Origin of the sequence: Neorhizobium sp. NPDC001467 (genome assembly GCF_050275975.1) — a bacterium.
GTDB lineage: Bacteria > Pseudomonadota > Alphaproteobacteria > Rhizobiales > Rhizobiaceae > Neorhizobium.
Genome location: NZ_JBNNPS010000010.1, coordinates 92,331 through 118,276 on the forward strand (window position 1 = coordinate 92,331; position 25,946 = coordinate 118,276).

Genomic DNA, 25,946 nt, shown 5'->3' on the forward strand with positions numbered 1-25,946 from the left:
TAAGCGTCCTGCGTCAATTGGCGATAGGCAGGGCGTCATGTTTGATCTCTTTGTCGGCATTGACACGCAGACGCGATGGCAACAGAAACGCCGCTCGTTTCCGGAGGTTTTCGTTTGGCACGCAGATTTGACGTGGTGATCCTTGGGGCCGGTGCGGCCGGGCTGATGTGCGCGATCCGCGCAGGGCAGGGTGGCAAACGCGTCCTCGTGCTCGATCATGCCAGGAACCCTGGCGAGAAAATCCGCATTTCCGGCGGCGGCCGCTGCAATTTCACCAATCTTCATGCGGAGCCGAAAAACTACCTTTCGACCAATCCGCATTTCGCCAAGTCGGCGCTGGCGCGCTACACCCCACGCGATTTTCTCGATCTGGTCGAAAAGCACCGGATCGCCTGGCATGAGAAGACGCTTGGCCAATTGTTCTGCGATGACAGCGCCAGGGATATCATCCGCATGCTGCTCGACGAGATGCAGGCCGTCGGGGTGACGCTGGAGCTGCGCACGGAAATCTCCGCCGTCGAAAAAGGCCCGGACGGTTTTCGCGTAGTCACATCGAACGGCATGGTCGAAGCAGGCAGTGTCGTCATCGCCACCGGCGGCAAGTCGATCCCGAAAATGGGGGCGACCGGCTTTGCCTATCGCATTGCCGCCGAATTCGGCCTGAAAGTCACCGACACGCGGCCCGGCCTTGTACCCCTGACGCTCGATCCGGTTTTACTCGAAAAGCTGTCGCCGCTATCCGGCATTGCTGTCGACGCGCAAGTAAAACGTGGCAAGACATCGTTCCGCGAAGCTTTGCTGTTCACGCATCGCGGCCTGAGCGGTCCCTCCATCCTGCAAATCTCGTCCTACTGGCGCGAAGGCGATGCGATCACGCTTTCCATCGAACCGGATATCGATATCGCCGCGCGCCTGAAGGAGGGCCGCAAGGCCAATGGCAAACAGGCGGCGCAGACCGTGCTTGGCGAAATCCTGCCGAAACGTCTGGCGCAATTCCTTACTGAAAATGCCGGCATGACCGGCCAGATGGCCGATCACGGCGATCGCAAGCTCGAAGCCCTGGCGGCCTCGGCGCAAGCTTGGAGCCTCGTGCCGGCGGGGTCCGAGGGCTACCGTACCGCGGAAGTCACCATCGGCGGTGTCGATACCGCCGGGCTCGATTCCCGGACCATGCAGGCAAAGACCGTGCCCGGCCTTTATTTCATCGGTGAATGCGTGGACGTCACAGGCTGGCTCGGCGGCTATAATTTCCAATGGGCCTGGGCCTGCGGTCATGCCTGCGGGACGGCATTGTCCGAACAGGTCTGATCCTCACGACGTCTTTTAGCAATTTTTAATAGGCCTGCGACATCCTGCCTTAATGCGCGCACAGTCGTGGATTCTTATCTGACCCGACGCGCTGGTCGTCGCCGCTGCGATGACCGAAACCCCTCCAGTCGGGATTGAGCCTGATGCAGAACCGTCGCCGTGCCCGTGCCATCGCCATCGCAAAGACCGAGACCGCCGCCCTCTTCGCATTTCGTCTGCTCGTGACCGCGGCCAGTGCGACAGCGGCCATTATGGTCTTGTCGCATCTCCTGTAACGCGCCTCATTCGGGTCGTAGCAACTGGTCAGATATATTAGTACCTTTGCTGCCTTTCGTTGGTATAGCAGCGATTTCAACATGCGCGGGCAGGTAATACAGCATTGCGCCCTCGCGGTTAGCCTGAAGTTCAGTAAATTTTTACGTATCTCAGGTACAGTAGATCCTAATTTATGACTGCATGTCTTGTTAGGGGTCGCTGTATGTTGAAGTTTCTGCCGTCATCCGTCGTTGCGCGGATCGTCAGCCTTTGTCTTTTCCTTGTGTTTGTGTCGATTTCCGCCTTGTCGGGAATGACCTATCTCAACCTTCGTTCGGACATCATGCACAATGCGCTGGACGATGCGCACAGCGCCGTGCGCGCCATGAGCGTCCTTTACGAAGTCGAGGCGGAAGGTATCGCGATTGCCGTCAAGGACGGCGAAGTGACCAGCATCACCAGCGCCGGACCGATCGAATTCAAGGACCATGCACTGGTTGACCACACCGCGGAATCGATCAGCGGCGTTGCCACCGTTTTCCGCAAGGACGGCAATGATTATGTCCGTGTGTCCACCAACGTGAAAAACGAGAAGGGCGAACGCGCCGTCGGCACCAAGCTTGCGGCAGAACATCCCGCCCAGAAGACGCTCGCCGCCGGCCAGCCGTATTTCGGTCAGGCCGCCCTGTTCGGCCGCGACTTCATGACCGGCTATTTCCCCATCAAGGACAAGGCCAATGCCGTCAGTGGCGTCATGTTCATCGGCATCCCGATGGAAGTCTACTTTGCCCAGCTTTCTGCCGCCGTCACCCAGATGGCCGTCACCAGCTTCCTGGCCCTGGTCGCCATGGGTCTCGTCGGCTTCTTCGCCATCCGTCATCTGGTCCAGCCGCTCAGCGTGCTGACCGGCACGATCCGCACCATGGCCGAAGGCACGGATACCGACGTGCCCTATCTCGACCGTCGCAACGAATTCGGCAACATTGCCCGTGCACTGGAAGTGTTCCGCGACAATGCCCGCCAGAAGCGCCTGATCGAAGCCCGCAGCGCCGACGACCGCGCCAGCGCTGAAGCCGACCGCCGTCGCAACGATGCCGAGAAGCTGGAAATCGACAACCAGATCAATCTCGCCGTCACCGAGCTTGGCGCGGCTCTCGCCCGCCTGTCGCAGGGTGATCTGTCGGTCAAGATCGACCGCGCCTTTACCGGCCGCCTCGAACAGCTGCGTGTCGATTTCAACGGCTCGATCGAGCGCCTTCGCGATACGCTGTCGCGCATCCGCGAAAGCACGCTTGCCATCCAGCGCAACAGCGGCGAACTCAGCCAATCCTCTGCGGACCTTGCCAAGCGCACCGAAAGCCAGGCGGCCTCGCTTGAGGAAACCGCGGCAGCCGTGGAGGAAATCACCGCGACCGTGCGCTCCTCCGCCGACCGCGCCCGCGAAGCCAATGAGGCGGTTGCCAAGACCAAGCAGAATGCCGACAGTTCCGGCACCGTGGTCAGCAATGCGGTGCAGGCGATGGACCGTATCGAAGAGGCATCCAAGAAGATCGAGCAGATCATCGAAGTGATCGACGACATCGCCTTCCAGACCAACCTTCTGGCGCTCAATGCCGGTATCGAGGCCGCCCGTGCGGGCGAAGCCGGCAAGGGCTTTGCCGTCGTCGCGCAGGAAGTCCGCGAACTGGCCCAGCGTTCGGCCGACGCCGCCCGCGAAATCAAGACGCTGATCAATCAGTCCAGCAACGAGGTCAGCAATGGCGCCGGTCTCGTGCAGCAGACCGGTCAGGTTCTGGCCATGATCAGCGAGCAGATCACCGGCATCAGCAAGCATGTGGAAACCATCGCCACCGGCGCCCGTGACCAGTCGGCCGCCCTGCAGGACATCAACGGCTCCGTCAACCGCATGGACCAGATGACCCAGCAGAACGGCGCGATGGTGGAAGAAACCAGCGAAGCGAGCCGCGCGCTTGCAGAAGAGGCAAACCAACTGATGTCCCTCGTGCAGCAGTTCCGCCTCGAAGCCGATCACGCCGCCGGTCACAAGCGTCACGCCGCCTGAACCTCTTAAGAATACGCATGCGAAAGGCCGGGTTGCGCAAGCAGTCCGGCCTTTCGCATTTTGGGGTCGGCGTGCGGGGCTCGGCAGGGATGGCCGTCTGCCGTAACCGTGCCGCTTGCTCTTGCCTTTCGTTATGGCCGACATCGGTGCGATGTAACCGCGGCCGCAGGGCCCGATCGTTCCCAAACGGGTTCGAAGCCTCTGCTGCAGCGAGCGTTTTTTCTTGTGGGTGGGGTTGTTCCTTCATACTCTAACGCAAAATACGTCCATAAAGAGGGAATGAGGCGCGGCGCTTGATGCGAGCGGCCTTCATCAAACAGGAGAAATCATGCGACCCCATCTGCTTCGTCTTCTGACCGCCGCTGCCGCCACGACGCTGATGGCCACCGCCGCTTTTGCGCAGGCGCGTGAGGTGCATGTCTATAACTGGTCCGACTATATCGATGAATCGGTGCTGGAAGAATTCACCAAGGAGACCGGCATCAAGGTCGTTTACGACGTGTTCGACAACAATGACGTGGTGGAGACCAAGCTGCTCGCCGGCGGCTCCGGTTATGACGTCGTGGCTCCAACCGGCCCGTTCCTCGCCCGTCAGATCCAGGCCGGCGTCTTCCAGAAGCTCGACAAGTCCAAGCTGCCGAACATGTCCAACATGTGGCCGGAAGTGACCGAGCGTCTGGCCAAGTACGATCCCGGCAACGAATATGCCGTCAACTACATGTGGGGCACGACCGGCATCGGCTACAATGTCGACAAGGTGAAGGCCGCGCTCGGCGACGTACCGGTCGACAGCTGGGACATCCTGTTCAAGCCGGAAAACGCCGAAAAGCTGAAATCCTGCGGCATCAACATCCTCGATGCGTCCGACGAAACCTTCGCGATCGCCATGAACTATATCGGCAAGGATCCGGACAGCAAGGACACGGCGGACCTGCAGGCCGGCGGCGATGTCTACAAGGCGATCCGCCCGTCGGTGCGCACCTTCAACGCGTCTGCCTATATCGATGAGCTGGCGAACGGCGATACCTGCATCAGCATCGGCTGGTCGGGCGATATCCTGCAGGCCAAGGACCGCGCCGAGGAAGCCAAGAACGGCGTCAATGTCGAATATGTCATCCCCAAGGAAGGCACTTATGTCTGGTTCGACAACCTCGCCATTCCGGCCGATGCCAAGAATGTCGCCGAGGCTCATGAATTCATCAACTTCATGATGAAGCCGGAAGTCATCGCCAAGTCATCGAACTATGTTCAGTACGCAAACGGCAACCTCGCCTCCCAGAAATTCGTGGACAAGGAAGTGCTGGAAAACCCGGCCGTGTACCCGTCGGAAGAGGTAATGAAGAAGCTGTTTGCGATCTCGCCCTATGGGCCGAAGGAACAACGCGTGTTGAACCGCGTCTGGACCGAGATCAAGACCGGCAACTGACCGGACAAGGATCGGGAACGGGTGTCGCGTCCGTTCCCGAAAATGCCTGATGGTGGCTGGCGACGACAGGATGAATAGGGACAGGCATGGCGAAATCTCTCGGGCCGGTAAAACGCAAATTTTCTCCCTGGACCGATCCCGCATCGGTGCCCTTCATCCGTTTCGAGAACATCACCAAGAAATTCGGCAATTTCACCGCCGTTGATAACCTGACGCTGGATATTTACGAGCGCGAGTTTTTCGCGCTGCTCGGCCCTTCGGGCTGCGGCAAGACGACGCTGATGCGCATGCTGGCCGGTTTCGAGGAGCCGACCGAAGGCCGCATCCTGCTGCAGGGCAAGGACCTGGCGGGCGTGCCGCCCTATCGCCGCCCCACCAACATGATGTTTCAGTCCTACGCGCTTTTCCCGCACATGACGGTCGAAAAGAACATCGCCTTCGGTCTGGAGCAGGATAAGCTGCCCAAGGGCGAGATCGAAGCCCGCGTGCAGGAAATGCTGAAACTGGTAAAGCTGGAACAGTTCGCCAAACGCAAGCCGTCGCAGCTTTCCGGCGGCCAGCGCCAGCGCGTGGCGCTCGCCCGCTCGCTCGCGAAACGTCCGAAGGTTCTGCTGCTGGACGAGCCGCTCGGCGCGCTTGACAAGAAGCTGCGCGAGGAAACCCAGTTCGAACTCACCGACCTGCAGCACACGCTGGGCCTCACCTTTTTGATCGTGACCCACGATCAGGAAGAGGCAATGACCGTCTCTGACCGGATCGCTGTCATGGACAAGGGCGTCATCATGCAGGTGGCGACGCCAGCCGAGATCTACGAGGCGCCGAACAGCCGCTACGTCGCCGATTTCATCGGCGATATCAACATCATCGAAGGCGCCGTCGTCTCCAATAGCGGTGCAGCCAGCGGTGGCGTCATGCTGGATTGCGATGGCCTGAAAATCGTCGTCGATCAGGAATGCCCGGCCTCCACGGGCGACCGCGTCGCCTTCGCCATCCGACCCGAAAAGGTGCGCCTCAGCATCGACCCGCCGACCGAGACCGCCGTGAACGCCGGGGCCGGCGAAGTCTGGGATATCGGCTATCTCGGCGACTTTTCGCTCTTTCTCGTCAAGCTCGATGACGGTCGCATCATCCGCGCCGCGCAGGCCAATATCCAGCGTCTCGTCGACCGCCCGCTCACATTCGGCGATCGCGTCTGGGTCAACTGGTCGCGTGATGCCGGCCTCGTTCTGACCCGCTGAAGGAGGGCGATATAGTGGTCGATACGCTTTCCCCGCAGCCCCGGCCGGAGCCGGTCGCCGCCGACCCCGGCCGCCGCAACCCAGCCCGCTGGCTGGTTGTCGCCACTCCCTATCTCTGGCTGCTGCTGTTCTTTGCAGCCCCCTTCGTCATCATCGCCAAAATCTCGCTGTCCGACACGGCGATCGCCATGCCGCCCTACACGCCGGTCTTTGACGGCTTTGCAAAATTCGGCGGATTCTTCTCAGCACTCGATTTCGAGAATTACGAGTTTCTGGCGAGCGACAGCCTCTATATCAAATCCTATCTCAACTCGCTGCGCATCGCCGCCATCTCCACCTTTCTGCTTCTGTTGATCGGTTATCCGATGGCGCTCGCCATGGCGCGGGCGAAAACCTCCATCCGGCCGACGCTGGTCATGCTGGTCATCCTGCCGTTCTGGACCTCGTTCCTGATCCGCGTTTATGCCTGGATCGGCATTCTGAAGCCGGAAGGCCTGCTGACCGTGCTGTTCCAGTCGATCGGCCTCATGGGGCCGGATGAACAGGTGCAAATCCTGCGCACCGATTATGCCGTCTTCATCGGCATCGTTTATTCCTACCTGCCCTTCATGGTGCTGCCGCTTTACGCGGCGCTGGAGAAGCTCGACAACACGCTGCTCGAGGCGGCAAGCGATCTCGGTTGCCCGCCCTGGAAAGCGTTTTGGCGCATCACATTCCCATTGTCCCTGCCGGGTGTAATTGCCGGTTCGCTGATCTGCTTCATCCCGATCACCGGCGAATTCGTCATTCCCGATCTTCTGGGCGGCGCCGATACGCTGATGATCGGCAAGACGCTGTGGACCGAGTTCTTCAACAATCGCGACTGGCCGCTTGCCTCGGCAATAGCCGTCATCCTGCTCGCGGTGCTGGTCATCCCGATCGCCTATTTCCAGAACCAGCAGCAGAAGGCGGGGTAAGGTCATGAAAAATTCCCGCTTCGACGCGACCGTTCTCACCCTCGGTTTCGCCTTCCTTTACATCCCGATCCTCATTCTGGTGATCTATTCCTTCAACGCCTCGCGCCTGGTCACGGTCTGGGGCGGGTTTTCGCTCACCTGGTATCAGCAAATGTGGTCCAATCAGGGCCTGATGGATGCCGCCTGGGTCACCGCCCGCGTCGCCGTCATCAGTGCCACCATTGCCACCATTCTCGGCACGCTTGCCGCGCTGACGCTGGTGCGGTTCAGAAAAATCCCCGGTCGTCTGCTGTTTTCCGGCATGATCTACGCGCCACTCGTCATGCCGGAAGTCATAACCGGCCTGTCGCTGCTGCTTTTGTTCGTATCGCTGGACATCGATCGCGGTTTCTGGACGGTGATCATCGCCCACACGACGTTTTCGATGTGCTACGTGGCGATCGTCGTGCAGTCGCGGCTGCTGACGTTTGACCGTTCTCTGGAAGAGGCGGCGCTCGATCTAGGCTGCCCGCCGGTCAAAACCTTTTTCCGCATCACCCTGCCGCTCATCCTGCCGGCGGTGCTGGCGGGCTGGATGCTGGCCTTCACGCTGTCGCTCGACGACCTGGTGATCGCCAGCTTCAACACCGGTCCGGGTGCCACCACGCTACCGATCAAGATCTATTCGCAGGTGCGGCTCGGCGTGACGCCGGAAATCAATGCCATCTGCACCATCCTGATCGGGCTTGTGGCACTGGGCGTGATCGCCGCGTCGGTTGCGACCAAGCGCAACGAAGTCCGCCGCCAGCGCGACGAACAGGCGGCAGCCCAGGGCTGATCTGCGGTCTGTTACTGCCGCGTCATCGGCCAGAAGACCGGTGCCGGCCAGGCGCCGCCGATGAACATCATCAGCGGATCGCTGGAAGGCATGCCGTCGGTCTTGGCATAGATGTTCGCCGATAAGGCCAGACCCTGCGTTTGCAGTGGCAAAAGGCCGCTCAGCACGATGAGGTCGCCTGTTCCATCCAGCCGGGCTTCGCCAAGCTCGGCAATGCCGTTGGCGATCGTTGCCGAAATGTCGGCGCGATCGAAGAACACGTCGCCGCCGCTGACATCGGTCAGCGCGAAATAGCCGTTCTGGGCTGCCTGACGGCGGATCGCCGCAAGGTCGATGCCGCTCAGCCGGCCGTTGCGTGCCGAAAGCTTGAATGAACCCGACAGGTCCCGCAAGGTGGCGATGCCGAACGGCTTGTTCAGATGCAGCGCCAGTTCGGCCGAGCCGGTCGCTTCCGGAATGACCGTTTCGGCACCGAACCGGCGCGAGACGCTGGCCAGATCGACATCGCGCAGCGACAGGCGCAGGTCGGCGCTCTCGGCAATGCGACCTTTAGGCGCGCTCATCTGGCCGGTCAGGCGTCCGCCATCGATGGCGCTGTCGACGAGGTCGATGCGCGCCATCTGCCGTGTATTGATCATGCTGACCGCCGCCTCGCGCAGCGGCAGCGGCCCGAGCTGCGCCTCGCTTGCCGAAAGGCGCAGGTCGATATCCATCAGGTCACCGAGAAGCGCAGCCGGTGTCACATCCTGCGGTTCGGCCGTTTGCGGCTGCGGCGAAAGCGCGCCGATGATGGCCCCGAAGTTCAGCCGATCGAAGGCGAGCGTGCCGGTCAGCCGCGGGCGGGCGTCCGGCGGTGCAAGGAGGTCGATGATTCCGGTCGCAGATGCCTCGTTGGCCTGCAGCGATACCTGTTCGAAACGCAGCGCATTGCCGCTGCTCATCAGCCGGGCGGTGAGCGACAGCTGTTGCAGCCGATCCATGCCGGTCACGTGGATGTCCAGCCAGTCCAAGACGTCCGGCACCCGCGGCATGGTGATGCTGAACGAGCCCGACAGAAACGCCGAGGCGGCCAGATTGGCGGTGCCGCTGAACTGTCCGGAAAAAAGGTTGGACGCCAGCGACAGATCGGCATCGGCATTGCCGCCGGACAGAAGGGTCAGCGGCTGCGGCGCCGACCCGGACAGTGTGAACGTCCTGCCGTTCACCGTTCCGGCAAGGCGTCCGGAGATTGCCGCGGACAGACGCGGCCACTCCACCGTACCGCTGAGCGCACTGATCAGCGTCTTGTGGCCGGTGCCGGCATCGATGATTTCCAGCGTCCCCTCTTCGATGGTCATGTCGCCGATGACGGCATCGAGCGCATCGTCCAGGGCCGGATTGCCGGCGTGGTCGCGCACTCTCTGCACGGCGTCGTTCAGCAGTCCGTCCATCGACCAGTCGATATCTCCCGGTGCCCGGCGAATGGCGAAAAGTTTTGGCCGCACAAGGTCGAAATCCTCAAAGACCAGCGTGCCGCGCAACGCCTGAAACAGTTCGAACGAGGCGGAAAGTCTGTCGACACGCGCAAGCAGGCGGGATGAGGCGCTGTCCGTTTCGCGAATGGCAACATTCTTGAGGATGATGTGCGGACGTGGCCAGAAATGCAGTTCCGGATCGCCGCCGATGGTCGCTTCGTGACCGAACCATTCCTCGATGGCATTTTCCATGCCGTTGCGCACCAGCGCGGTCGAGATCAGGTAGGGTGCGGCGACCTGCGAGACCAGCACCAACGCCACGGCGCAGCCGGCCACGACCATGAGAGCCCGGCGGTATCTTTTTCTGGTCTTGAGCGTCTGGATGAGCGACTGGAACATGTTTCCTCGAAGCGCTCATGGCTTCGCGTTTCGGGGCCTCGGCCATGCGTCGCCTTCGTTAGCGGAAATCCCGCAGCCATGCAAATCGCCGACCATCGACGGATGCCGACCGGTCGGGTGCCGCCTCGATCGTCGGCCAAGGTCTGCAGGTCCCGACCCGAAAGACGCGATCGATCTGGCATCCCTCGACGCAATGCCACCGGTGATTGTCCGAACGGAATGGCGAAATTCCATCACCCGGCGGGTGACGAGAGGATGCCCGCCTGTCCCGCTTCGGCACATGGCGCGGCCGCGCATACACATTTCGTTGTCTCTTTGCGGGAGATAGATGATTCTCTATCGTAAAATGCGCCTTTTACCTGGCGGATAACGAGAAAATTTACCGCTGGTTAAGACCTCTTCGTGCAAGGTTAACACCGAACGGAAAAGCGAATGTTGCCGGGTCTGGCGCTCGCTTTCACCGTCTGACACTTTTTTCCCGTCGTTGGGATAGCAGCATCAACTTATATAAAGGCAGCTTCGGCTGCCTTTCTTTTTTGCCCAAACGCTCGCCGCTCAGTTGGCAAGGACGCGGGGCGAGGGGAAGGTGATTTCCACAAGCGTGCCTTCGTTCGGCGTCGACGAGATGGCGAAGGATGCGCGGTTGGCATCCACCATCGCCTTGGTCAGCGGCAGGCCAAGCCCGGTGCCGTCGCCGCGCTTGCGCGCCGCACCGGTCACCTGCCGGAATGGCTGCATCGCCATTTCCAGTTCCGAACGCGTCATGCCGATGCCGGTGTCGCGAATGCGCAGGATGACATTGCCGTTCGGTTCCAGTGCCGTCGAGACGACGATCTGCCCGCCCGAGGGCGTGAAGCGGATGGCGTTGGAAAGGATGTTGAGAACGATCTGCTTGATCGAGCGCAGATCGGCGACCACCTGCGGCACGGCCTGCGACAGCGCGCTGCGGATGATCACCCGCTGGCCATTGGCCTGCGGCTGGATGATGGAGACCGCTTCCGACACCGTCTCGTTGAGACCCACGGCCTCGAATTCCAGATCCATCTCGCCGGCCTCGATCTTGGAAATATCGAGGAGGTCGTTGACGATGTCGAGCACGTGGCGGCCGGAACGGCCGATGTCGTTGGCGTATTCGATATAGCGCGGATGACCGATCGGCCCGAACCGCTCGGTGGCCATCATGTCGGCAAAGCCGATAATGGCATTGAGCGGCGTGCGGATCTCGTGGCTCACATGGGCAAGAAAATCGCTCTTGTGCGCATTCGCCGTCTCGGCGGCGCGCTTGGCGTTGCGAAGCTCCTCCTCCGTGCGCTTCCACTGGGTGATGTCGCGGATCACCGCGCAATAGCCGTTGGAGGAGGTGAGCCGCCCGATGGTCATGAACAGCGGCAGGAAACCGCCGCCTGCTTCGCGTCCTATCACCTCGCGCCCGTCGTTGAGCACGCTGGCAACGCCGTGGCCGGCCAGCCCGCCGAGATAATCGATGACCGAACGCTGGCTTTCATGCGCAAACAGCATGACGAAGGGGCGGCCGGCGGTTTCGTCATTGTCGTAGTTGAAGAGGGCGCTTGCCGCCTTGTTCATCGAGCGCACGTCGCCTTCCGACCCGATGATGACAACGCCGTCGGTTGCGGTTTCGAGGATGGAGCGCAACTCGTCCACCTCGACCTGGAGACGCGACACTTCGGCCGCTGCCGCCGCGGCTGCGGCCGAGCCCTCGTCGACGGCCCGTTCGTCGGAGGCGGGCGTGACGTCTGCGTGGGCAGGTGAGGGCGTGACGGGTTCGGCCAGGCCAGGCTCGGACCCGAAGCGCGCAGAGGCTGTGGGCGCAGACGGCGCTTGCTTGAGCGCCGTCGTTGCCGCAACCGGCATCAGCGCCAGCATCAGAGCGGTGGATTGTTCGAAACGGATCGATTGCAGCCGCGCGCTCACCGGCACCAGCGTGTCATCTGCCCGCACCACCACCATGCCACCCGCTTCCGCGGTCGTGGCCTCGAGTTCGTCACGCTGCAACAGCACATCGAGACCGCCGAGCGCCTCCAGTTGCTGCAGGCTGTCATAACCGGTCAGCCGCAGGAATTCGGCATTGGCATGAAACAGACGGTCGCCGGCATGCACGAGAAGGGCGACCGGCATCTGATCGAGAATATCCGCCGTCAGCCCGAGCCGCGCGCGCACCGGAATGATATCGGCAGGCCCTGGCCCCGTATCGGGCGACGCCTCGTCACGATCGCTATCCGATGGCGCGCGATCGTCGGTCACGACCGGCGCCTGATCGAGAAGCGGCAGCGCGTCGGCATCGGTCGCGTCGGCATCCGCTTGCCCGTTCGGGCCGGTGGTGCCGCCGCTCGTTGCCTCGTCGCCGCCTGCTGCCGCAGCCTCTTCTAGGTCGCCGGTTTCCAGCGTATCGCCTGCTTCATTGGCCCCGTCATCGCTCGCCGATGCATGTTCAACAAAATCGTCGCCCATCCGGTCGTCAATGTCACCGGCGTTATCTTCGGCATCGTGGGCGAGTGTCTCGTCAGGATTGGCGCGCTCGCCCGCATGACCGGGATCCTGCTCGACCTCATCCTCGGCGCCGGGATCGGAAACCGCGCCGGCAGCAGCATCGGCAACGGGATCGGCAGTGGCTGGATCGGCTTCACGCTCGGCATCGCCGTCGATGTCTGCATCCCGCACGATAGACACGTCGGAGGCGTGGCCGCCATGCTGCCTTGCTGCCGTGATGCTGTCCGTGGTCGCATCGGTACCCGGTTCGCGGTCCTTTTCGGATGCGGCGCCCAAGGTCTGCTCGACCGGTGCCTGCGCGTCGCGGTCGGCAAGCGGCATTTCCTGCCACGGTGTCTCGCTGTCGCGGCGGGCGTTTTCGTTGGCGGGACGCGCCGCTGCCGGCAGCGCGTCGTCGTGCCAGATCTCTTGCGCAGGCCGTTGTTCCGCGCGGCCTTCGTCCGGACCGAGGCCGGTCTCGTCCACAGTCCCCTCGACGAACGCCGCCTGCGGATCGAGGCGACGGCCGATCTCGACAAAGGCGGCCTGTTCGCCGGGCGTCAGCCCATCCCGGCGAAAGCGGCGTTCCTCGAAACGGATGACCTTGTCGGAATGGCGGTTCGTCGGCGTGTCGGCAAGACGCAGTGCCGGCTTTTCCATCCGCGGATCGGACACCGCGCCCGCTGCTGCGACGGGTGACACGTCCTGGGCAAGCGCGCTGTCGTCACCAGCCCCCTTGCCTGGCCTGTTGCCCGCGTCATAGCCCCCATCATCGCTATCGACGGCTTCAAAGCCAGCATCAGCGCCTGCGGGTTCCGGATCGCCGGACGTGGCATGTGACCATGCCGTCTGCCGCTCAATTTCCGGCTGCGTCCCGTCCTGTGCCTGCGACGCGGTATCTACCACCGCGTCGTTCAGGCTTTCCTCACCCTCTTGCGGCAGTGGAGCCATCTCGGCGGGGCTTGGGGCCGGCGTCAGGGTGATGCCGATCGCCAGTGGATCTTCCGCCGCATCTGCCACCCGCACGATGCCGAACCCACGGAAACCATCGAACTCGCGCGAACGCGTATAGGTCGGCAGCGCCGCCAGATCGACCGGCACTTTCAGCGTCGTGCCCTCGATCGGCCACCAGATGGTCTTGCCCGACCAGGTGTCGCGACGACGCAAGAGCTCGCCGATCTTGCCGTCGGGGTCGAAATTGAACAGGGCCGCAAGATCCGAAAAGGACAGTCCGGCGATATCGGCGGCATGCGGCCCGACGACGCGGGCAAACTCGCTGGACACTTCGCTGAACCGACCCTCGGCATCGATCTTCCAGACGAAACGCGTGGCGCGCATGTCGGGCGAAAACACGAAGGGTTCGGCATGGGATGACCTGGCTTTGCCAAACATCGTCGCCGGTGTTGCCGGCGTCGTCGCGGCATCGCTGCCGGCCCGATCCGTCGGATCGCCCGTACCCCCTCGGGATGCGTTTGCCGCCGCTGTCCATTCACCGGAAATCCGCGGTCCGGATGTCCCCGCGTCGGACGGACCCATGTCCGGTGCGCCCATGCTTGGTGCGCCTGGGCCTGATGTGTCTTTATCCGATGTCTGCGGACCGAATGTCCCGGCCGCGCCGCCCTCGGCTTTGGATCCGCGTATTTGAAAACCTTCGGCAGCGGTGGACGGGGTATCGGATGCCCGTGTCGGCCCAACCGGCGCCGCATCGGTATGCGCGGCTTCGGAAACAGGCGTCGCGTCCGGCTGGCCGTCAGCCGACGATGCTGGCGTCTCCGCGTCATTGTCTGCATCATGCCGTGCATCGGAATGGGCGGCAAAGCTGTCCTGCAAAGCCTGCCGCACCTCGGCCATGGCCTGCTCCGTCGCAGAACCCTTTTCGAGGCTGGCGCTCGTGCTGGCGTCGGAAGGGCGGAACTCCGCCTCTTCCACCGGTTCGTCATCGACGTCGGCGATGTCGGCCAGCGCATCAAGCGTCTCGACATAGCCATCGGCGGATCTGTCCTGTCGGGCAGGGGGCGCGGAAATGTGTGCCGGCGGATCGATCGCGCCCGCAGCCTCCTCGCCGCCAAGACGGTCTTCCATCGCAATGGCGAGGCCGGATTCCGCATCCGGCTCGACAATGAACAGAAGGTGCATGGCCGGGTCATCCGAGACCTTGCCCATGGCGGCGGGTAGGTAGCCGATGCGGGTCGGCACCGGCCGCTTGACGAGACCATCGGCATTCACGGCCGCCATGTTGACCAGCATGCGGGCGGTATGCGGCGTCAGGTCGAGTGCGGAAAAGCGCGGCGAGGCCGCCAGGATCTGGCCATTCTGGTCGAGTACGGCGCGGTGCGTATCGGTGTCGTCGAAACCCTCGATCATGCGTGCCGCGCACTGGATCGGCGATATCGCCGCCTCCGGCGCCGGGGCGGCCACCATGATCGCGTGATCGCGGCCAATGGTGACGCGTTCGCAGGTCGCCGTGACGGTGGTGCGCTGGAAGCCGCTGGTGACGCGCATGACAAAGGCGCGGCTCTCGCCGTCCTGCTTCAGCCCGCGCGCGGCCGCTTCCGCCTGGCGGAAGGACACATCCACCGGCGCCGTGCCATGGTCGAGAAAATCATAGATGTTTTCGTGGCCAAACAGTTCGGCGCCGCGCCCATTCGCCCACAGCGCATGTTTCATGTCGGGCGAGAAAATCACGATCGCCTCGCCGCCGGAAAAGCGCGCGCGAATGCGCGGATGAACGGCGATGTCGATAAACGGATACTGGACAGCGGACATGAACGAACCCTGGGAGCACCTTCGCCAGATACGCGGCGATATGCCAAGTTAACATATTGTTAGTAACTTCACAGGGGGCTGCGGTCCACCTTTGGCCCCCAGCTATCGGGCAAGAGGGTTAACGCCGGAGGGTGCGGCGCACAACGATATTGCATCGCACAATTAGCGATGTTAGATATAATGGGTGAGGAGCCAGCATCTGCTGCCGAACCAGTGTCGAGGAGGACATGGTATGGCTGAAGAAACCCATGATATGTTTCGATTTTCCCCTTTCGATCCGCCGGGATGGCCGAGCGCTTCGACCTCGTGGCGACAGCGGCGGTCGAGGGGGCGCGCATCGCCTTTTCCGGTTTTCATTCAGTGACTGCCGAAGCCACGAAAACTGTGGAGGAACTGCTTGTGGACGCGCACGACGACACGCTCGCGCTCGGTCGCCAGACGACCAGCCTGGTGTGCGACGTCGCCTCCTTGTCGCTCGCCCATGCGCGGGCGATGCGGGACGTTCGTTCCCCGGCCGAGCTGTTCGAACTGCAATCCGCATTTCTGCACCGGCATGTGGCATTGTCGATGGCGCAGCTGCGCCATCTGCAGGCCGCAGCCCACAGCGCGGCGGACCGTATGCTGCGGCCCGCCCGGCAAGCGCGGGAGCCGGCCGCCACCGGCTTTGCCGGACGATAGGCCGGTCGGTCAGACGCAGCATGCACGGGCAGGGGCGGTTCTTTCTGTCATCTGCGGATGTTAGGGGCTTGCCAAACGAGTTCGATCCTCGTATGTGAGCCGCAGACGCCAAGCGCGTCTGATGTGCGGTTGTAGCTCAGTTGGTTAGAGCGCAGGTTTGTGGCACCTGAGGTCGGTGGTTCGACCCCACTCAACCGTACCATTCCCCTCTTCCCGTCAGTCATTCTGTTAGGTCGACTGTCGCGGAGAGGGGATATTTGTTTTCCCCTCGAGGCATTCCCGTCGCATCGCGACCCTGCGGTCCGATTGCGCGGATCGGGGAAGCGGTGACGCCGCTGCCAATGTATTGCCCATCCGAAATAATGAAAAATCCCGCTTCTTCAGTATAGGCCCGTTTCGCGACCCATGTTTGTTTAGGGCGAAACTGTGGCGACTGGAGGTCTATTTGGCTTCAAAAACCGTTGTTTCCGCTCTTCTTACAGAGATTTTCGGTGAATAATTTATTACCATTTTGAGAAGGAAGTGGGTCATTTCGGGAATTCGGCAACCTTCGGTCGTCGTTTTCGCGTCAGCGTCGCAATAGTCCGGGAAAACTAATTAAGCATCTACGTTTAAAAGCATTTTCTGCTTGTCTGGGCAAAAATATTCGGCTCGTATGATCTCAGTTTTTAGCTGGGTACTTCATCTTATCTTATGCCTAAAGAGACTCCTTTTGCTGTCGTGAGCCGCAAGCTTCTTGATGCCTGGCTTGCATCCGATCCCAACCGTCCTGCCGATGCTATCGATATCTATCGCAGCGTAGTGGATCTTCTTTCGGCGCGCATGCGCCTGACATTGATCCGTGTCGATGACGGGGATCCCTGGCAATGGCGCATGCGCGCCATTCGTACCTATGGTTTCGCATCACGCCTGCTGGACATGTCGAAACTGCTTCCCGATGGCCCGCTGGGCGACGTCTCGGACCGGCAGTTCATGGAGCAGGCGGTCGTTCCGCGCATGCAGGAAGTCATCCAGACGCAGCAGCCCGTCATCGAAGTGGTCACGACCAAAGTGATGGGGCTGAGCGTCGGTTATGACCGCATCATGCTGCCGCAGAAGAACGCTTCCCGGCCGGAATGGGTGATTACCTCCACCATGGGCCGTTTCATGTTCGTAGCACCGCAAAAGCATGCGGAACTGGACCTGACGGACGAATCGATCGTGCAACTGCTTGTCGAAGGCGCGACCGCCAAGGAGATCGCGGCCCAGATCAACGTGTCGCCGCGCACGGTCGAGCACCGCATCGAGCGTATGAAGGACCGTATGGGGGCCCGCAATCTCGTACAGTTGACGGCAATGCTGATGGCCTACCGGCTCGGCCATGTCACCCCGGATCATCACGCCGACTAAGCGGGCAACGATCCGTTCCGCGCCGCTAATCTCCGGCGCCGGCAATTCTTCTCTCGCCGGCGCGCTCTAACCCGCAGTCCGGCGGCCGGCGCCCTCCCGGCAAGGGTCAGCTGTTCGAAGCGGCAAGGCCCAGGCGGCCGATCGTTTCTTTGAGAAAGGCGACCACGCAACGGATGCGCGGCAGGTCGCGCATGCTTTCATGACAGGTCGTCCAATAGGAGCGCCGGATGGTGATGTCCGGCAGCACCCGTTCCAGCAGCGGGTCGGTGCCGGCAATGTAATCGTGCAGGATGGCGATGCCCGCTCCGGCGCGGACTGCCTGCACCTGGCCGATCGCGCTCGAGATTTCGAAACCCGCGTCCCAGTCGCGCATCACCTCGGCGGTGAAATGTAGCGAGGGGGAAAAGATCAGATCCTCGACATAGCCGATGCGCGCATGCCGGCGCAGCTCCTCCACCGTGCTCGGCCGGCCTTTCCTGTCGAGATAGGTCGGTGCGGCGTAAAGACCGAGCGTGTAATCCGCAAGCTTGGCGGATATCAGTCGACCCTGCTGCGGCCGCTCGATGGTGATGGCGATATCGGCCTCGCGCTGCGACAGCGAAAACGACCGAGGCACCGGCACCAGTTGCAGTTTCAGCTGCGGATGACGCTCGGTCAGTTCGCAAAGTCGAGGAGCCAGCACCGCAACGCCCAATCCGTCCGGCGCACCGATGCGCACCGTGCCGGCAATAACGGCATTGTCGGCGCCGGCACCGCCAATGGCCTGCATCGCCAGCGTCTGCGCCTCCATCCGCTCGGCCGCGGCATAAAGCGCCTGACCGTGCGGCGTCAGCTCGCAGCCGCTGGTGCGGCGAACGAGAAGCTGCACCTGCAGATCCGCTTCAAGCGCCGTGATCCGGCGACCGAGCGTCGCATGGTTGATGCCGAGCCGCCGGGACGCGGCCAGAATCTGCCCGCTGCGTGCGACTGCGAGAAAGAGTCGGACATCGTCCCAGTTCACTTCTGTCCCCACTCCTTGGCGCATAATGTCGAAATTTGCACAACGGATGCGTAAATCACGGCGTTGCCCTGTGCAAATGCTAATGTCATCCTTCCCGACAACGAATGGAGGACGATCATGACGACACAGACAGTTCTGGGCCATTTCATCGATGGCAAGCGCGTTGCCGGCGCCAGCGGCCGCCATGCCGACATATTCAACCCGGCGACCGGCGAGGTGCAGGCTCAGGTGGCGCTGGCTGACGTCGATGAGGTCCGCGCCGCCGTCGCCAGTGCCCGTCAGGCCCAGCCCGGATGGGCGGCCACCAATCCGCAGCGCCGCGCCCGCGTGTTCATCCGCTTCGTCGACCTTCTCAATACCCATATGGACGAACTGGCGGCGATGCTGTCGAAGGAGCACGGCAAGACAGTCGAGGACAGCAGGGGCGATATCGTCCGCGGCCTGGAAGTCTGCGAATTCGTCATCGGTGCGCCGCATCTGCTCAAGGGCGAATTCACCGAAGGGGCGGGACCGGCGATCGACATGTATTCGATCCGTCAGCCGGTCGGCATCGGGGCGGGGATCACGCCCTTCAATTTTCCGGGCATGATCCCGATGTGGATGTTCGCACCGGCAATCGCCTGCGGCAACGCCTTCATTCTCAAACCATCGGAACGCGATCCGTCCCTGCCGCTGCGTCTGGCCGAGCTGATGATCGAGGCGGGGCTGCCGGCCGGCATTCTCAATGTCGTCAATGGCGACAGGCACGCCGTCGATGCGCTGCTGACCGATCCCGATATCGGCGCGATCTCCTTTGTCGGCTCCACCCCGATCGCCCGTTATGTTTACGGCACCGCGGCTGCGAACGGCAAACGCGCACAGTGCTTCGGCGGCGCCAAGAACCACATGGTCGTCATGCCGGATGCCGATCTCGATCAGGCGGTCAATGCGTTGATGGGTGCCGGCTACGGCTCGGCCGGCGAGCGCTGCATGGCGGTGTCGGTTGCCGTTCCCGTGGGCGAGGAGACCGCCAACCGTCTCGTCGAAAAGCTGGTGCCGAAGATCGAGGCCTTGCGGATCGGGCCCTTTACCGACGACAAGGCCGACATGGGGCCGGTCGTCACCAGGGAGGCCAAGGCGCGGATCGAGGGCCTGATCGACCGGGGTGTCGAGGAGGGCGCAAAGCTTCTGGTCGATGGCCGCGGTTTCAAGCTGCAGGGATATGAAGGCGGCTATTTCGTCGGCGGCACGCTGTTCGACCATGTCACGCCCGACATGGATATCTACAGGCAGGAAATCTTCGGGCCGGTCCTCTCCGTCGTGCGTGCCGGGACTTACGAAGACGCACTCGCACTGCCGATGAGCCACGAATACGGCAACGGCGTCGCCATCTTCACCCGTGACGGAGATGCGGCGCGCGATTTCGCTTCCCGCGTCAATATCGGTATGGTGGGCATCAATGTGCCGATCCCGGTGCCGCTTGCCTACCATTCCTTCGGCGGCTGGAAAGCTTCCTCCTTCGGCGACCTCAACCAGCACGGCACCGACTCGATCAGGTTCTGGACGAAGACCAAGACCGTGACCGCCCGCTGGCCCTCCGGCATCAAGGATGGCGCCGAATTCGTCATGCCTGTCATGAAGTGATCCTGCCGAAAACTTTTCACGAAGGCAGCGGAGGGCGCGCGCAGCAGGATTTAACGCTCCGGAAGGCGGTCAGCGACTGAAGGCCAAACGAGGCGGGACGAGGCTCGCCCTTCGGTTCCGATGGGACTCGAAAAGATACTCCGCTGGAGGGTAAAACTTCCCTGTCGTCATTCCGCGATTGAAATCGATTGATTTTCAGGTATCTGCCGCAGCGTGTGGCGAGGATGATCATCACGCGGGTTTCGAGGATCGGGAAAACAAACATGTCGATTTCTGACTTGGCGCCGTCCGCGGCCGGTTCTGTGAGACGCGCTTCTTTTACGGGCAATGCGCGCGAATACTTTGGAATCTGGATCGTCAACGTACTCCTCACCATCGTGACGCTCGGGATTTACTCGGCCTGGGCAAAGGTGCGCCGCAACCGTTACTTCTACGGCAATACGGTGATCGCCGACCGCGCCTTCGACTATCATGCCACCGGCAAGCAGATCTTCATCGGCCGGCTGATCGTCGTCGGCTTCTTCCTCGTGACCAACATACTGTCGACGATATTTCCGCCCTTCGCCTTGATCGTCTTCGTACTTATCCTCGTGGCCTTGCCGTGGCTTATCCAGCGCAGCCTGCGCTTCAGCGCCCGCGTCACCAGCTATCGCAACGTGCGATTCAATTTCACGGGCTCGGTCGGCGGCGCTTTCGTCTCCATTCTGCTCGGCAGCATGGTGGCTTCGCTCTCCTTCGGCATTCTTGCACCGCTGTCCAGCCGCTGGGTCTGGCGCTACGTCTTCAACAACCTGCATTACGGCGACCGCCCGTTTGCGACCGATCCGAAGATCGGCGCGCTGTACCGCGTCTGGATCCTGCCGGCGGTGCTGATCGTCTTCGGAACGGTGCTGGTGGCGGGCCTTGGCGCAATGATCGCTTCCGCCGCCTCGACCATGACCGAGACGGAAATGGTCGACGGCATGGCCGGTTTCAGCGTCTTCCACTGGGCTATCCTGTTCGTGTTCCTGGCCTATGGCCTTGCCGGCCTGCTGTATCGCATCGGTGTGCGCAACGTCGTGTTCAACGCCACCACGCTCGACGGCCGCCACCGGCTGGTCAGCGATGCTCCGCGTTTCCAGTATGCCTGGATCGCCATCTCCAACGTCATCGTCACGGTCCTGACGCTCAGCCTGATGCGCCCCTGGGCGGCCGTGCGCATGGCGCGCTTCATGGCCATTCACACGGGCGTCATCGTTGTCGGCGATCTGGGTGAGGTCCTGTCCTCGATGGAAGCCAGCGGTTCTGCGGTCAGTGCCGAATATCTCGATCTGGAAGGCTTCGACTTTGGCTTCTGACGACGACACGGTGATTGCGCGCGGCGAATGGCATCCCGCCCATTCCAGCCGCGCCGTCGCCGCGGATCTTCGTGAAAAGGACGGCCGTCTGGTCGTTGCCGCCGATGCGCTGGCGCTGACCTCCGGTCTGCACGAAGAGGTCGAGATCAGCGAGCGGGTGGGTTCGATCCCCAGGCGCCTGACATTCCTCGACGGCTCCGTCTTCGAAACGCGCGACAACAAGGCGATCGACGCTGTCACCAGTCGCCACGGTTCACGGCGTGGTGGTTTGGTCCACCGGCTCGAACAGTTCCATCCGCGGCTGATCGCGTTCACGCTTGCGGTTTTCCTTCTGGCGATCGGCATCTATCGCTATGCGCTGCCGGTCATGGTCGAAATCGCCGTGTTGGTGACGCCGCCGGTCGTACCGCAGATGATCGGCGCAAGCACGCTCGCCTCGCTCGACCAGACATTGCTGAGCCAGACCGCGCTGCCACCGCAGGAGCAGGAGGCGATCCGCGCCGAGTTTGCCCGTTTGGCCGCCCATGCCCGGGGTGGCGCGCAAGCCTACAAGCTGACGTTTCGCGATGCGCCGGTGATGGGGCCGAATGCCTTTGCTCTGCCGGACGGCACGCTTGTCCTGACCGACGCGCTCGTCAAGCTTGCCGATGGCGACCGCCAGATGGTGCTGGGCGTGCTTGGCCACGAGATCGCCCATGTGGAAGGGGAGCACAGCCTGCGACAGATCTACCGGGTCGCCGGTTTTGCTGCGCTCGTCATGCTGATTGCCGGCGATGTCGGCTCCGGCGTCGAGGATATCCTAACCCAGGGCGGAACACTGGTGGCGCTTTCCTATTCCCGCGACGCCGAAGAAGCGGCAGATCGTCGCTCCGTCGAACTGATGAAGGCTGCCGGATACGAGGCTGCGGCGCTTGCACGCTTCTTCGCGATCCTGGAGGAAAAGCTCGGCGATCACGGCGATACCAATATGTTGTCCACCCATCCGGGGACGCCGGCACGGCAAGCCGATATCCGTAATTATGCTCAGCAGCTTGAAGGTGACGTTAAGGATCGGTGACGATGTGCAGGTCTGGGACATTGACCTGCTGCGAGACGCCGCTAATTAAGAAGCCGAGTAACTAGTTTGGGGGCTTCCGTCATGGTTTACGAATGGGACGCCCGGCGTGCACGCCGTGCGCGGCTGGGCAAGCTGGGCTTTGCGTTTGTCACGGCCGGCACTCTCCTGTCCGTCGCATTCTGGTTTTTCTCCGCAGCATGACCGCGCGATGACTGGGGGCGGGCAGGCCTGACATATCCACAGCCGGCATGCGCAGGCTTGTGCCGCAGCGGCGATCGGGCCTATAAGAGAAACTGGAGTAGTAAAATCACCATTGCGTGTGATCCGCCTTTGTCGCCTTTCTCGATCGACGGGATAGGGCTGCGACGGTCCCGGACAATTTTGTTTTTTGGAATTGTTCAAAACTAGCAAAGCTCCTATATAGGACTCCGAAAGTCTCTGGAGACGAAGATGCGCCTGACCAAACAGACAAATTATGCCGTTCGCATGCTGATGTATTGCGCGGCCAATGATGGCCATTTGAGCCGAATTCCCGAGATCGCCAGAGCCTATGGCGTGTCCGAACTGTTCCTGTTCAAGATCCTGCAGCCACTGACAAAGGCCGGTCTCGTCGAAACCGTGCGCGGCCGCAATGGCGGTGTGCGGCTTGGGCGCGATGCGGCGAAGATCACCCTGTTCGATGTGGTCAAGGTCACGGAAGACAGTTTCGCCATGGCCGAATGTTTCGAGGATGGCGTTGCGGAATGTCCGCTGGTCGACAGCTGCGGTCTCAATGCCGCGTTGCGCAAGGCGCTTAACGCCTTTTTCGACGTCCTGGCCGATTACACGATCGACGATCTGGTCAAGGCGCGTCCGCAGATCAACTTCCTGCTGGGGCTTGACGAGTTCCCGCCGGCCGAGCTGTCGCCATTGCAGGCGCCGGCTGCCTGAGGTTCTCGACCTCGTCACCGCACAGCATTGATCTTGGAAGCCGCGGAGCGATCCGCGGCTTTTTTGTTGCGCGGCGATGATCGCGATCGGCGCGAGCGCGTGAATCCGACCCCGCGGAACGGGTGATTCGCTTTTGACTTGACGTGCGGTGCTCACGCACCGCCTTGAATTTCACTGCCGTGGGTAGAGCGGCGCCCGGTGCTGCCCGCTTTGATATGTTTTTTTGCGTAAAAAATACTTCGATCCATGTATACATGGGTATTTTTGTTGAAGCACTGAAAGCGATGAAGTACATATTACTCATAAAGAATGAGTTTGCATTTATTGGTCCAGGGGCGGCGGTGATTTGACGGGGGCGGTATCATAACGAAAAAGTGTTGTTCTGCGGAAATGCATTGCATGCTAATGGTTTGATTGAAGTTGATTTGAAGCACACTGGTGCTTGGTGATTGTACATTTACAATCACGTGTCGGTTTCTTGTTGCGCATGAGTGTTGCGGGGCAGGGGCAGCTTCCGCTTTGGCGGCATGCAGATCCAAATATTTTTCGGCGCCGGTGAAACTGTTTCTGACAAAGTCTCGTCTGTTGATGAGTAGGCAGTCAGCAGTTTGCGGCCGTGTGCGGATAGGGCTAGGGGCCGGTGGCGCAGGCGCGTCTGGCGGTCGAACAGCACCATGTGGTCCCGTCCACGCGGTGAGAAATAAAAAATGCGGGGGACGTGATCCGTTTACGGCGCACATCCGTACAGTAGTCAGGTTTGGAAATGCGTATCGGGATACCTCGCTCGTCTGGGGACGGCGCTACCCTACGCGGGATAACGGTTTGAGGAATAGTATGCCAGGTCTTGGTTATGATAGTGGAAGTTCAACGTCGCTCCGTCGCGTTCCCAAGCAGGGAAGAAGCCGTGACCGGATCGATGAAATCCTGAAGGTTTCGATGCATCTCATTGGTGAAAAAGGCATCGACGCCGTCACCATGAAGGAGATCGCGGCCCTTTCCGGTGGGCCGATCGCTTCGGTTTATCAATACTTTCCGAACAAGTCCGCGATCATTGCGATGCTCTATGATCGCTATGTCGAGCAGACCCGCGTGATGGTCAGCAAGTCGATCGGCAGCATCGCGTCGGCAAGCGATGCACTGGACGCCACGGACACTTTGTTCGACGTCTATTACAACAATCTGCGCCAGAACCCGTCGACGCAGGATCTGCTTAACGCCATCCAGGCCGACAAGGGGCTCGCCGACCGCGATATCGAGGAAACCCGCTATCAGTCGGAGACGTTCTACGACGCGACCGAACAGTTCATTCCGCAGCAGATGCGCGACGCCTATCGCCGCACCCTGTTCCTGATGTTCCATATGGCCTCGGCAACCCTGCGTCTGGCCTTGATCGTTCCGGAAAAGGAAGCCGAAGTTCTGGTAGCCCAGTTCAAGGCTCTGACCCGTGCGCAGGCAAGCTATTACTTCGAAGGCAAGTTTCCGGCCTCGATGTAATCTTTCGTCTCAGGCCCGGAAACGTTCGGGCCTGTAGGGCGACATGTCGATGACCGGCGGCTTGCCGGTCATCATTTCGGCCAGCACGCGGCCGGTGACTGGCCCGAGCGTCAGGCCATGATGCGCATGGCCGAAGGCGAACCATAGGCCGTCATGGCGGGGCGCCTTGCCGATCACCGGCATCATGTCGGGCGTACAAGGGCGCGCGCCCATCCATGGCTGTTCGTCGAGCCTGTCCGCCAGCGGAAAGACCGTGCGGGCCAGCTTTTCCGCCCGCGCCAGCTGCACCGGCGTTTTCGGCGCGTCGCGCAGGGCAAATTCGGCGCCGGTCGTCAGACGGATGCCCTGGTCCATCGGTGCCAGCAGATATCCGCGCTCCGCATCCATCACCCAGCCATTCAGCTTTGCGCCCTGCCTTGCGCCGTAATGCATGTGGTAGCCGCGCTTGACGCCGAGCAGATAGCGATAGCCGAGCCTCCGCGTCACGCCTTCGGACCAGGGGCCGAGTGCGACCACGACATCCCTGGCCGTCATCGGTCCTTCACCGGTCGTCACCATCCAGCTGCCGGCAGAAGCCGTCAGCGTGGTTGCATCGCCATGCACGAACCGGCCGCCCAGCTTTTCGAACAGCGCGACATAGGCCCGTGTCAGTGCCAGCGGGTCCCGCACCGCCCAGGGATCGCGCCAGGTCAGGCCGCCGACAAAGGCATCGTGGTCGAGATGCGGCTCGCGGCGCTTGAGCGTCGCCCGGTCGAGCGTATCGTAGGCAAGGCCGTGATCGGCCTGTTTGACGCGCGCCGCCGCCAGTTCGAGGTCAAGCGTCGTCTTTGTGCGAAAGAGTTCCGTCCAGCCGTCCTTGCGGATCAGGTGCCCAGCGCCGGCGGCCTCGATCAGGTCCGCGTGTTCGCAGATCGAATGGGCGATCAGCCGCGCATAATCTGCGGCGATCCGCTTGTGGCGGTCGGTGCGCGAATGCCACCAGTAACGCCACAGGAACGGCGCCACCTTCGGCAGGGCGCGGCCGTGATAAAAGGCATCGGTACGGGTGTTGAGCGCATAGCGTGCAAGCGTGCCGAGCTGCCGCGGAAAACCATAGGGCACCACGCCCTCGCGCTGGATGAGGCCGGCATTGCCATAGGACGTTTCCTCGCCCGGATCACGACGGTCAACGAGAACTACCGACTTTCCGCGGCGCGCCAGATGAACGGCGGTCGACACGCCGATGATCCCCGCACCAAGAACGATAACTTCTGCTGCCATGATGAACCCT

At 61.8% G+C, this 25,946-nt stretch carries 19 protein-coding genes and 1 tRNA gene; 15 read left to right on the forward strand and 5 right to left on the reverse strand.

Going from position 1 to position 25,946, the window contains the following annotated elements; genetic code table 11:
- The first annotated feature begins 75 nt into the window (after positions 1-75).
- From ACQKKX_RS17545 to ACQKKX_RS17575, 7 genes are all read left to right on the forward strand, one after another.
- Positions 76-1,308, forward strand: a complete 1,233-nt coding sequence (locus ACQKKX_RS17545; protein WP_427572444.1) for an NAD(P)/FAD-dependent oxidoreductase — start codon at positions 76-78, stop codon at positions 1,306-1,308.
- A gap of 143 nt (positions 1,309-1,451) precedes the next feature.
- Positions 1,452-1,583, forward strand: a complete 132-nt coding sequence (locus tag ACQKKX_RS17550) for a hypothetical protein (protein WP_427572446.1) — start codon at positions 1,452-1,454, stop codon at positions 1,581-1,583.
- Positions 1,584-1,786: 203 nt separating this feature from the next.
- A complete protein-coding gene (locus tag ACQKKX_RS17555; protein ID WP_427572447.1) occupies positions 1,787-3,625 on the forward strand; it encodes a methyl-accepting chemotaxis protein in 1,839 nt (612 codons plus the stop codon).
- Between the two features lie 328 nt (positions 3,626-3,953).
- Positions 3,954-5,051 carry a polyamine ABC transporter substrate-binding protein gene (locus ACQKKX_RS17560; RefSeq protein ID WP_427572449.1) on the forward strand — a complete coding sequence of 366 codons (1,098 nt, stop codon included), beginning with the start codon at positions 3,954-3,956 and terminating at the stop codon, positions 5,049-5,051.
- A gap of 86 nt (positions 5,052-5,137) precedes the next feature.
- Positions 5,138-6,289, forward strand: coding sequence for an ABC transporter ATP-binding protein (locus tag ACQKKX_RS17565; RefSeq protein ID WP_427572451.1), 1,152 nt, complete (start codon positions 5,138-5,140; stop codon positions 6,287-6,289).
- Between the two features lie 92 nt (positions 6,290-6,381).
- A complete protein-coding gene (locus ACQKKX_RS17570; RefSeq protein WP_427572511.1) occupies positions 6,382-7,245 on the forward strand; it encodes an ABC transporter permease subunit in 864 nt (287 codons plus the stop codon).
- Positions 7,246-7,249: 4 nt separating this feature from the next.
- A complete protein-coding gene (locus ACQKKX_RS17575; RefSeq protein WP_427572453.1) occupies positions 7,250-8,062 on the forward strand; it encodes an ABC transporter permease in 813 nt (270 codons plus the stop codon).
- 11 nt (positions 8,063-8,073) lie between these two features.
- Here ACQKKX_RS17575 and ACQKKX_RS17580 read toward each other — a convergent pair whose 3' ends face one another.
- A complete protein-coding gene (locus tag ACQKKX_RS17580; RefSeq protein ID WP_427572455.1) occupies positions 8,074-9,915 on the reverse strand; it encodes an AsmA family protein in 1,842 nt (613 codons plus the stop codon).
- Positions 9,916-10,470: 555 nt separating this feature from the next.
- A complete protein-coding gene (locus tag ACQKKX_RS17585; RefSeq protein WP_427572457.1) occupies positions 10,471-15,168 on the reverse strand; it encodes an ATP-binding protein in 4,698 nt (1,565 codons plus the stop codon).
- A 285-nt stretch (positions 15,169-15,453) separates the two neighbouring features.
- Between ACQKKX_RS17585 and ACQKKX_RS17590 the strand changes: the two genes are divergently transcribed.
- From ACQKKX_RS17590 to ACQKKX_RS17600, 3 genes are all read left to right on the forward strand, one after another.
- Positions 15,454-15,846 carry a phasin family protein gene (locus tag ACQKKX_RS17590; RefSeq protein WP_427572458.1) on the forward strand — a complete coding sequence of 131 codons (393 nt, stop codon included), beginning with the start codon at positions 15,454-15,456 and terminating at the stop codon, positions 15,844-15,846.
- Positions 15,847-15,971: 125 nt separating this feature from the next.
- A tRNA-His gene (locus ACQKKX_RS17595) sits at positions 15,972-16,048 on the forward strand.
- Between the two features lie 518 nt (positions 16,049-16,566).
- Positions 16,567-17,235: a helix-turn-helix transcriptional regulator gene (locus ACQKKX_RS17600; RefSeq protein ID WP_427572459.1), complete on the forward strand. Its 669-nt coding sequence runs from the start codon at positions 16,567-16,569 to the stop codon at positions 17,233-17,235.
- A 106-nt stretch (positions 17,236-17,341) separates the two neighbouring features.
- Here the strand turns inward: ACQKKX_RS17600 and ACQKKX_RS17605 are convergent, their stop codons facing one another.
- Positions 17,342-18,235, reverse strand: a complete 894-nt coding sequence (locus ACQKKX_RS17605; protein ID WP_427572461.1) for a LysR family transcriptional regulator — start codon at positions 18,233-18,235, stop codon at positions 17,342-17,344.
- Between the two features lie 117 nt (positions 18,236-18,352).
- Here ACQKKX_RS17605 and ACQKKX_RS17610 point away from each other — a divergent pair, with 117 nt between their 5' ends.
- The 4 genes from ACQKKX_RS17610 to rirA all read left to right on the forward strand — a co-directional run bounded on the left by ACQKKX_RS17610 (position 18,353) and on the right by rirA (position 23,182).
- Entirely contained in the window at positions 18,353-19,858 is a 1,506-nt protein-coding gene (locus tag ACQKKX_RS17610; protein ID WP_427572463.1) for a CoA-acylating methylmalonate-semialdehyde dehydrogenase, read from the forward strand.
- A 263-nt stretch (positions 19,859-20,121) separates the two neighbouring features.
- A complete protein-coding gene (locus ACQKKX_RS17615) occupies positions 20,122-21,195 on the forward strand; it encodes a YjgN family protein (protein WP_427572465.1) in 1,074 nt (357 codons plus the stop codon).
- Complete coding sequence (locus ACQKKX_RS17620; RefSeq protein ID WP_427572466.1) at positions 21,185-22,252, forward strand: M48 family metallopeptidase; 1,068 nt, start codon at positions 21,185-21,187, stop codon at positions 22,250-22,252. The genes ACQKKX_RS17615 and ACQKKX_RS17620 overlap by 11 nt, the downstream gene beginning before the upstream one ends.
- A 450-nt stretch (positions 22,253-22,702) precedes the next feature.
- Positions 22,703-23,182, forward strand: coding sequence for an iron-responsive transcriptional regulator RirA (gene rirA / locus ACQKKX_RS17625; RefSeq protein ID WP_427572467.1), 480 nt, complete (start codon positions 22,703-22,705; stop codon positions 23,180-23,182).
- A gap of 463 nt (positions 23,183-23,645) precedes the next feature.
- On the opposite strand, the gene ACQKKX_RS17630 is transcribed toward rirA, so the two are convergent.
- Positions 23,646-23,858, reverse strand: coding sequence for a hypothetical protein (locus ACQKKX_RS17630; protein WP_427572468.1), 213 nt, complete (start codon positions 23,856-23,858; stop codon positions 23,646-23,648).
- A gap of 158 nt (positions 23,859-24,016) precedes the next feature.
- Between ACQKKX_RS17630 and ACQKKX_RS17635 the strand changes: the two genes are divergently transcribed.
- Positions 24,017-24,676: a TetR family transcriptional regulator gene (locus ACQKKX_RS17635; protein WP_427572469.1), complete on the forward strand. Its 660-nt coding sequence runs from the start codon at positions 24,017-24,019 to the stop codon at positions 24,674-24,676.
- 9 nt (positions 24,677-24,685) lie between these two features.
- On the opposite strand, the gene ACQKKX_RS17640 is transcribed toward ACQKKX_RS17635, so the two are convergent.
- On the reverse strand, positions 24,686-25,936 hold the full coding sequence (locus tag ACQKKX_RS17640) for an NAD(P)/FAD-dependent oxidoreductase (protein WP_427572470.1): 1,251 nt from the start codon (positions 25,934-25,936) through the stop codon (positions 24,686-24,688).
- Between the last annotated feature and the right edge of the window lie 10 nt (positions 25,937-25,946).

What these genes read in the sequence shown, in the direction of transcription:
- ACQKKX_RS17545 (WP_427572444.1), top strand. Translation starts at nt 76, where the DNA reads ATGGCAACAGAAACGCCGCTCGTTTCCGGAGGTTTTCGTTTGGCACGC.
- ACQKKX_RS17550 (WP_427572446.1), top strand. Translation starts at nt 1,452, where the DNA reads ATGCAGAACCGTCGCCGTGCCCGTGCCATCGCCATCGCAAAGACCGAG.
- ACQKKX_RS17555 (WP_427572447.1), top strand. Translation starts at nt 1,787, where the DNA reads ATGTTGAAGTTTCTGCCGTCATCCGTCGTTGCGCGGATCGTCAGCCTT.
- ACQKKX_RS17560 (WP_427572449.1), top strand. Translation starts at nt 3,954, where the DNA reads ATGCGACCCCATCTGCTTCGTCTTCTGACCGCCGCTGCCGCCACGACG.
- ACQKKX_RS17565 (WP_427572451.1), top strand. Translation starts at nt 5,138, where the DNA reads ATGGCGAAATCTCTCGGGCCGGTAAAACGCAAATTTTCTCCCTGGACC.
- ACQKKX_RS17575 (WP_427572453.1), top strand. Translation starts at nt 7,250, where the DNA reads ATGAAAAATTCCCGCTTCGACGCGACCGTTCTCACCCTCGGTTTCGCC.
- ACQKKX_RS17580 (WP_427572455.1), bottom strand. Translation starts at nt 9,915, where the DNA reads ATGTTCCAGTCGCTCATCCAGACGCTCAAGACCAGAAAAAGATACCGC.
- ACQKKX_RS17585 (WP_427572457.1), bottom strand. Translation starts at nt 15,168, where the DNA reads ATGTCCGCTGTCCAGTATCCGTTTATCGACATCGCCGTTCATCCGCGC.
- ACQKKX_RS17590 (WP_427572458.1), top strand. Translation starts at nt 15,454, where the DNA reads ATGGCCGAGCGCTTCGACCTCGTGGCGACAGCGGCGGTCGAGGGGGCG.
- ACQKKX_RS17610 (WP_427572463.1), top strand. Translation starts at nt 18,353, where the DNA reads ATGACGACACAGACAGTTCTGGGCCATTTCATCGATGGCAAGCGCGTT.
- ACQKKX_RS17615 (WP_427572465.1), top strand. Translation starts at nt 20,122, where the DNA reads ATGTCGATTTCTGACTTGGCGCCGTCCGCGGCCGGTTCTGTGAGACGC.
- rirA (WP_427572467.1), top strand. Translation starts at nt 22,703, where the DNA reads ATGCGCCTGACCAAACAGACAAATTATGCCGTTCGCATGCTGATGTAT.
- ACQKKX_RS17630 (WP_427572468.1), bottom strand. Translation starts at nt 23,858, where the DNA reads ATGGTGCTGTTCGACCGCCAGACGCGCCTGCGCCACCGGCCCCTAGCC.
- ACQKKX_RS17635 (WP_427572469.1), top strand. Translation starts at nt 24,017, where the DNA reads ATGCCAGGTCTTGGTTATGATAGTGGAAGTTCAACGTCGCTCCGTCGC.
- ACQKKX_RS17640 (WP_427572470.1), bottom strand. Translation starts at nt 25,936, where the DNA reads ATGGCAGCAGAAGTTATCGTTCTTGGTGCGGGGATCATCGGCGTGTCG.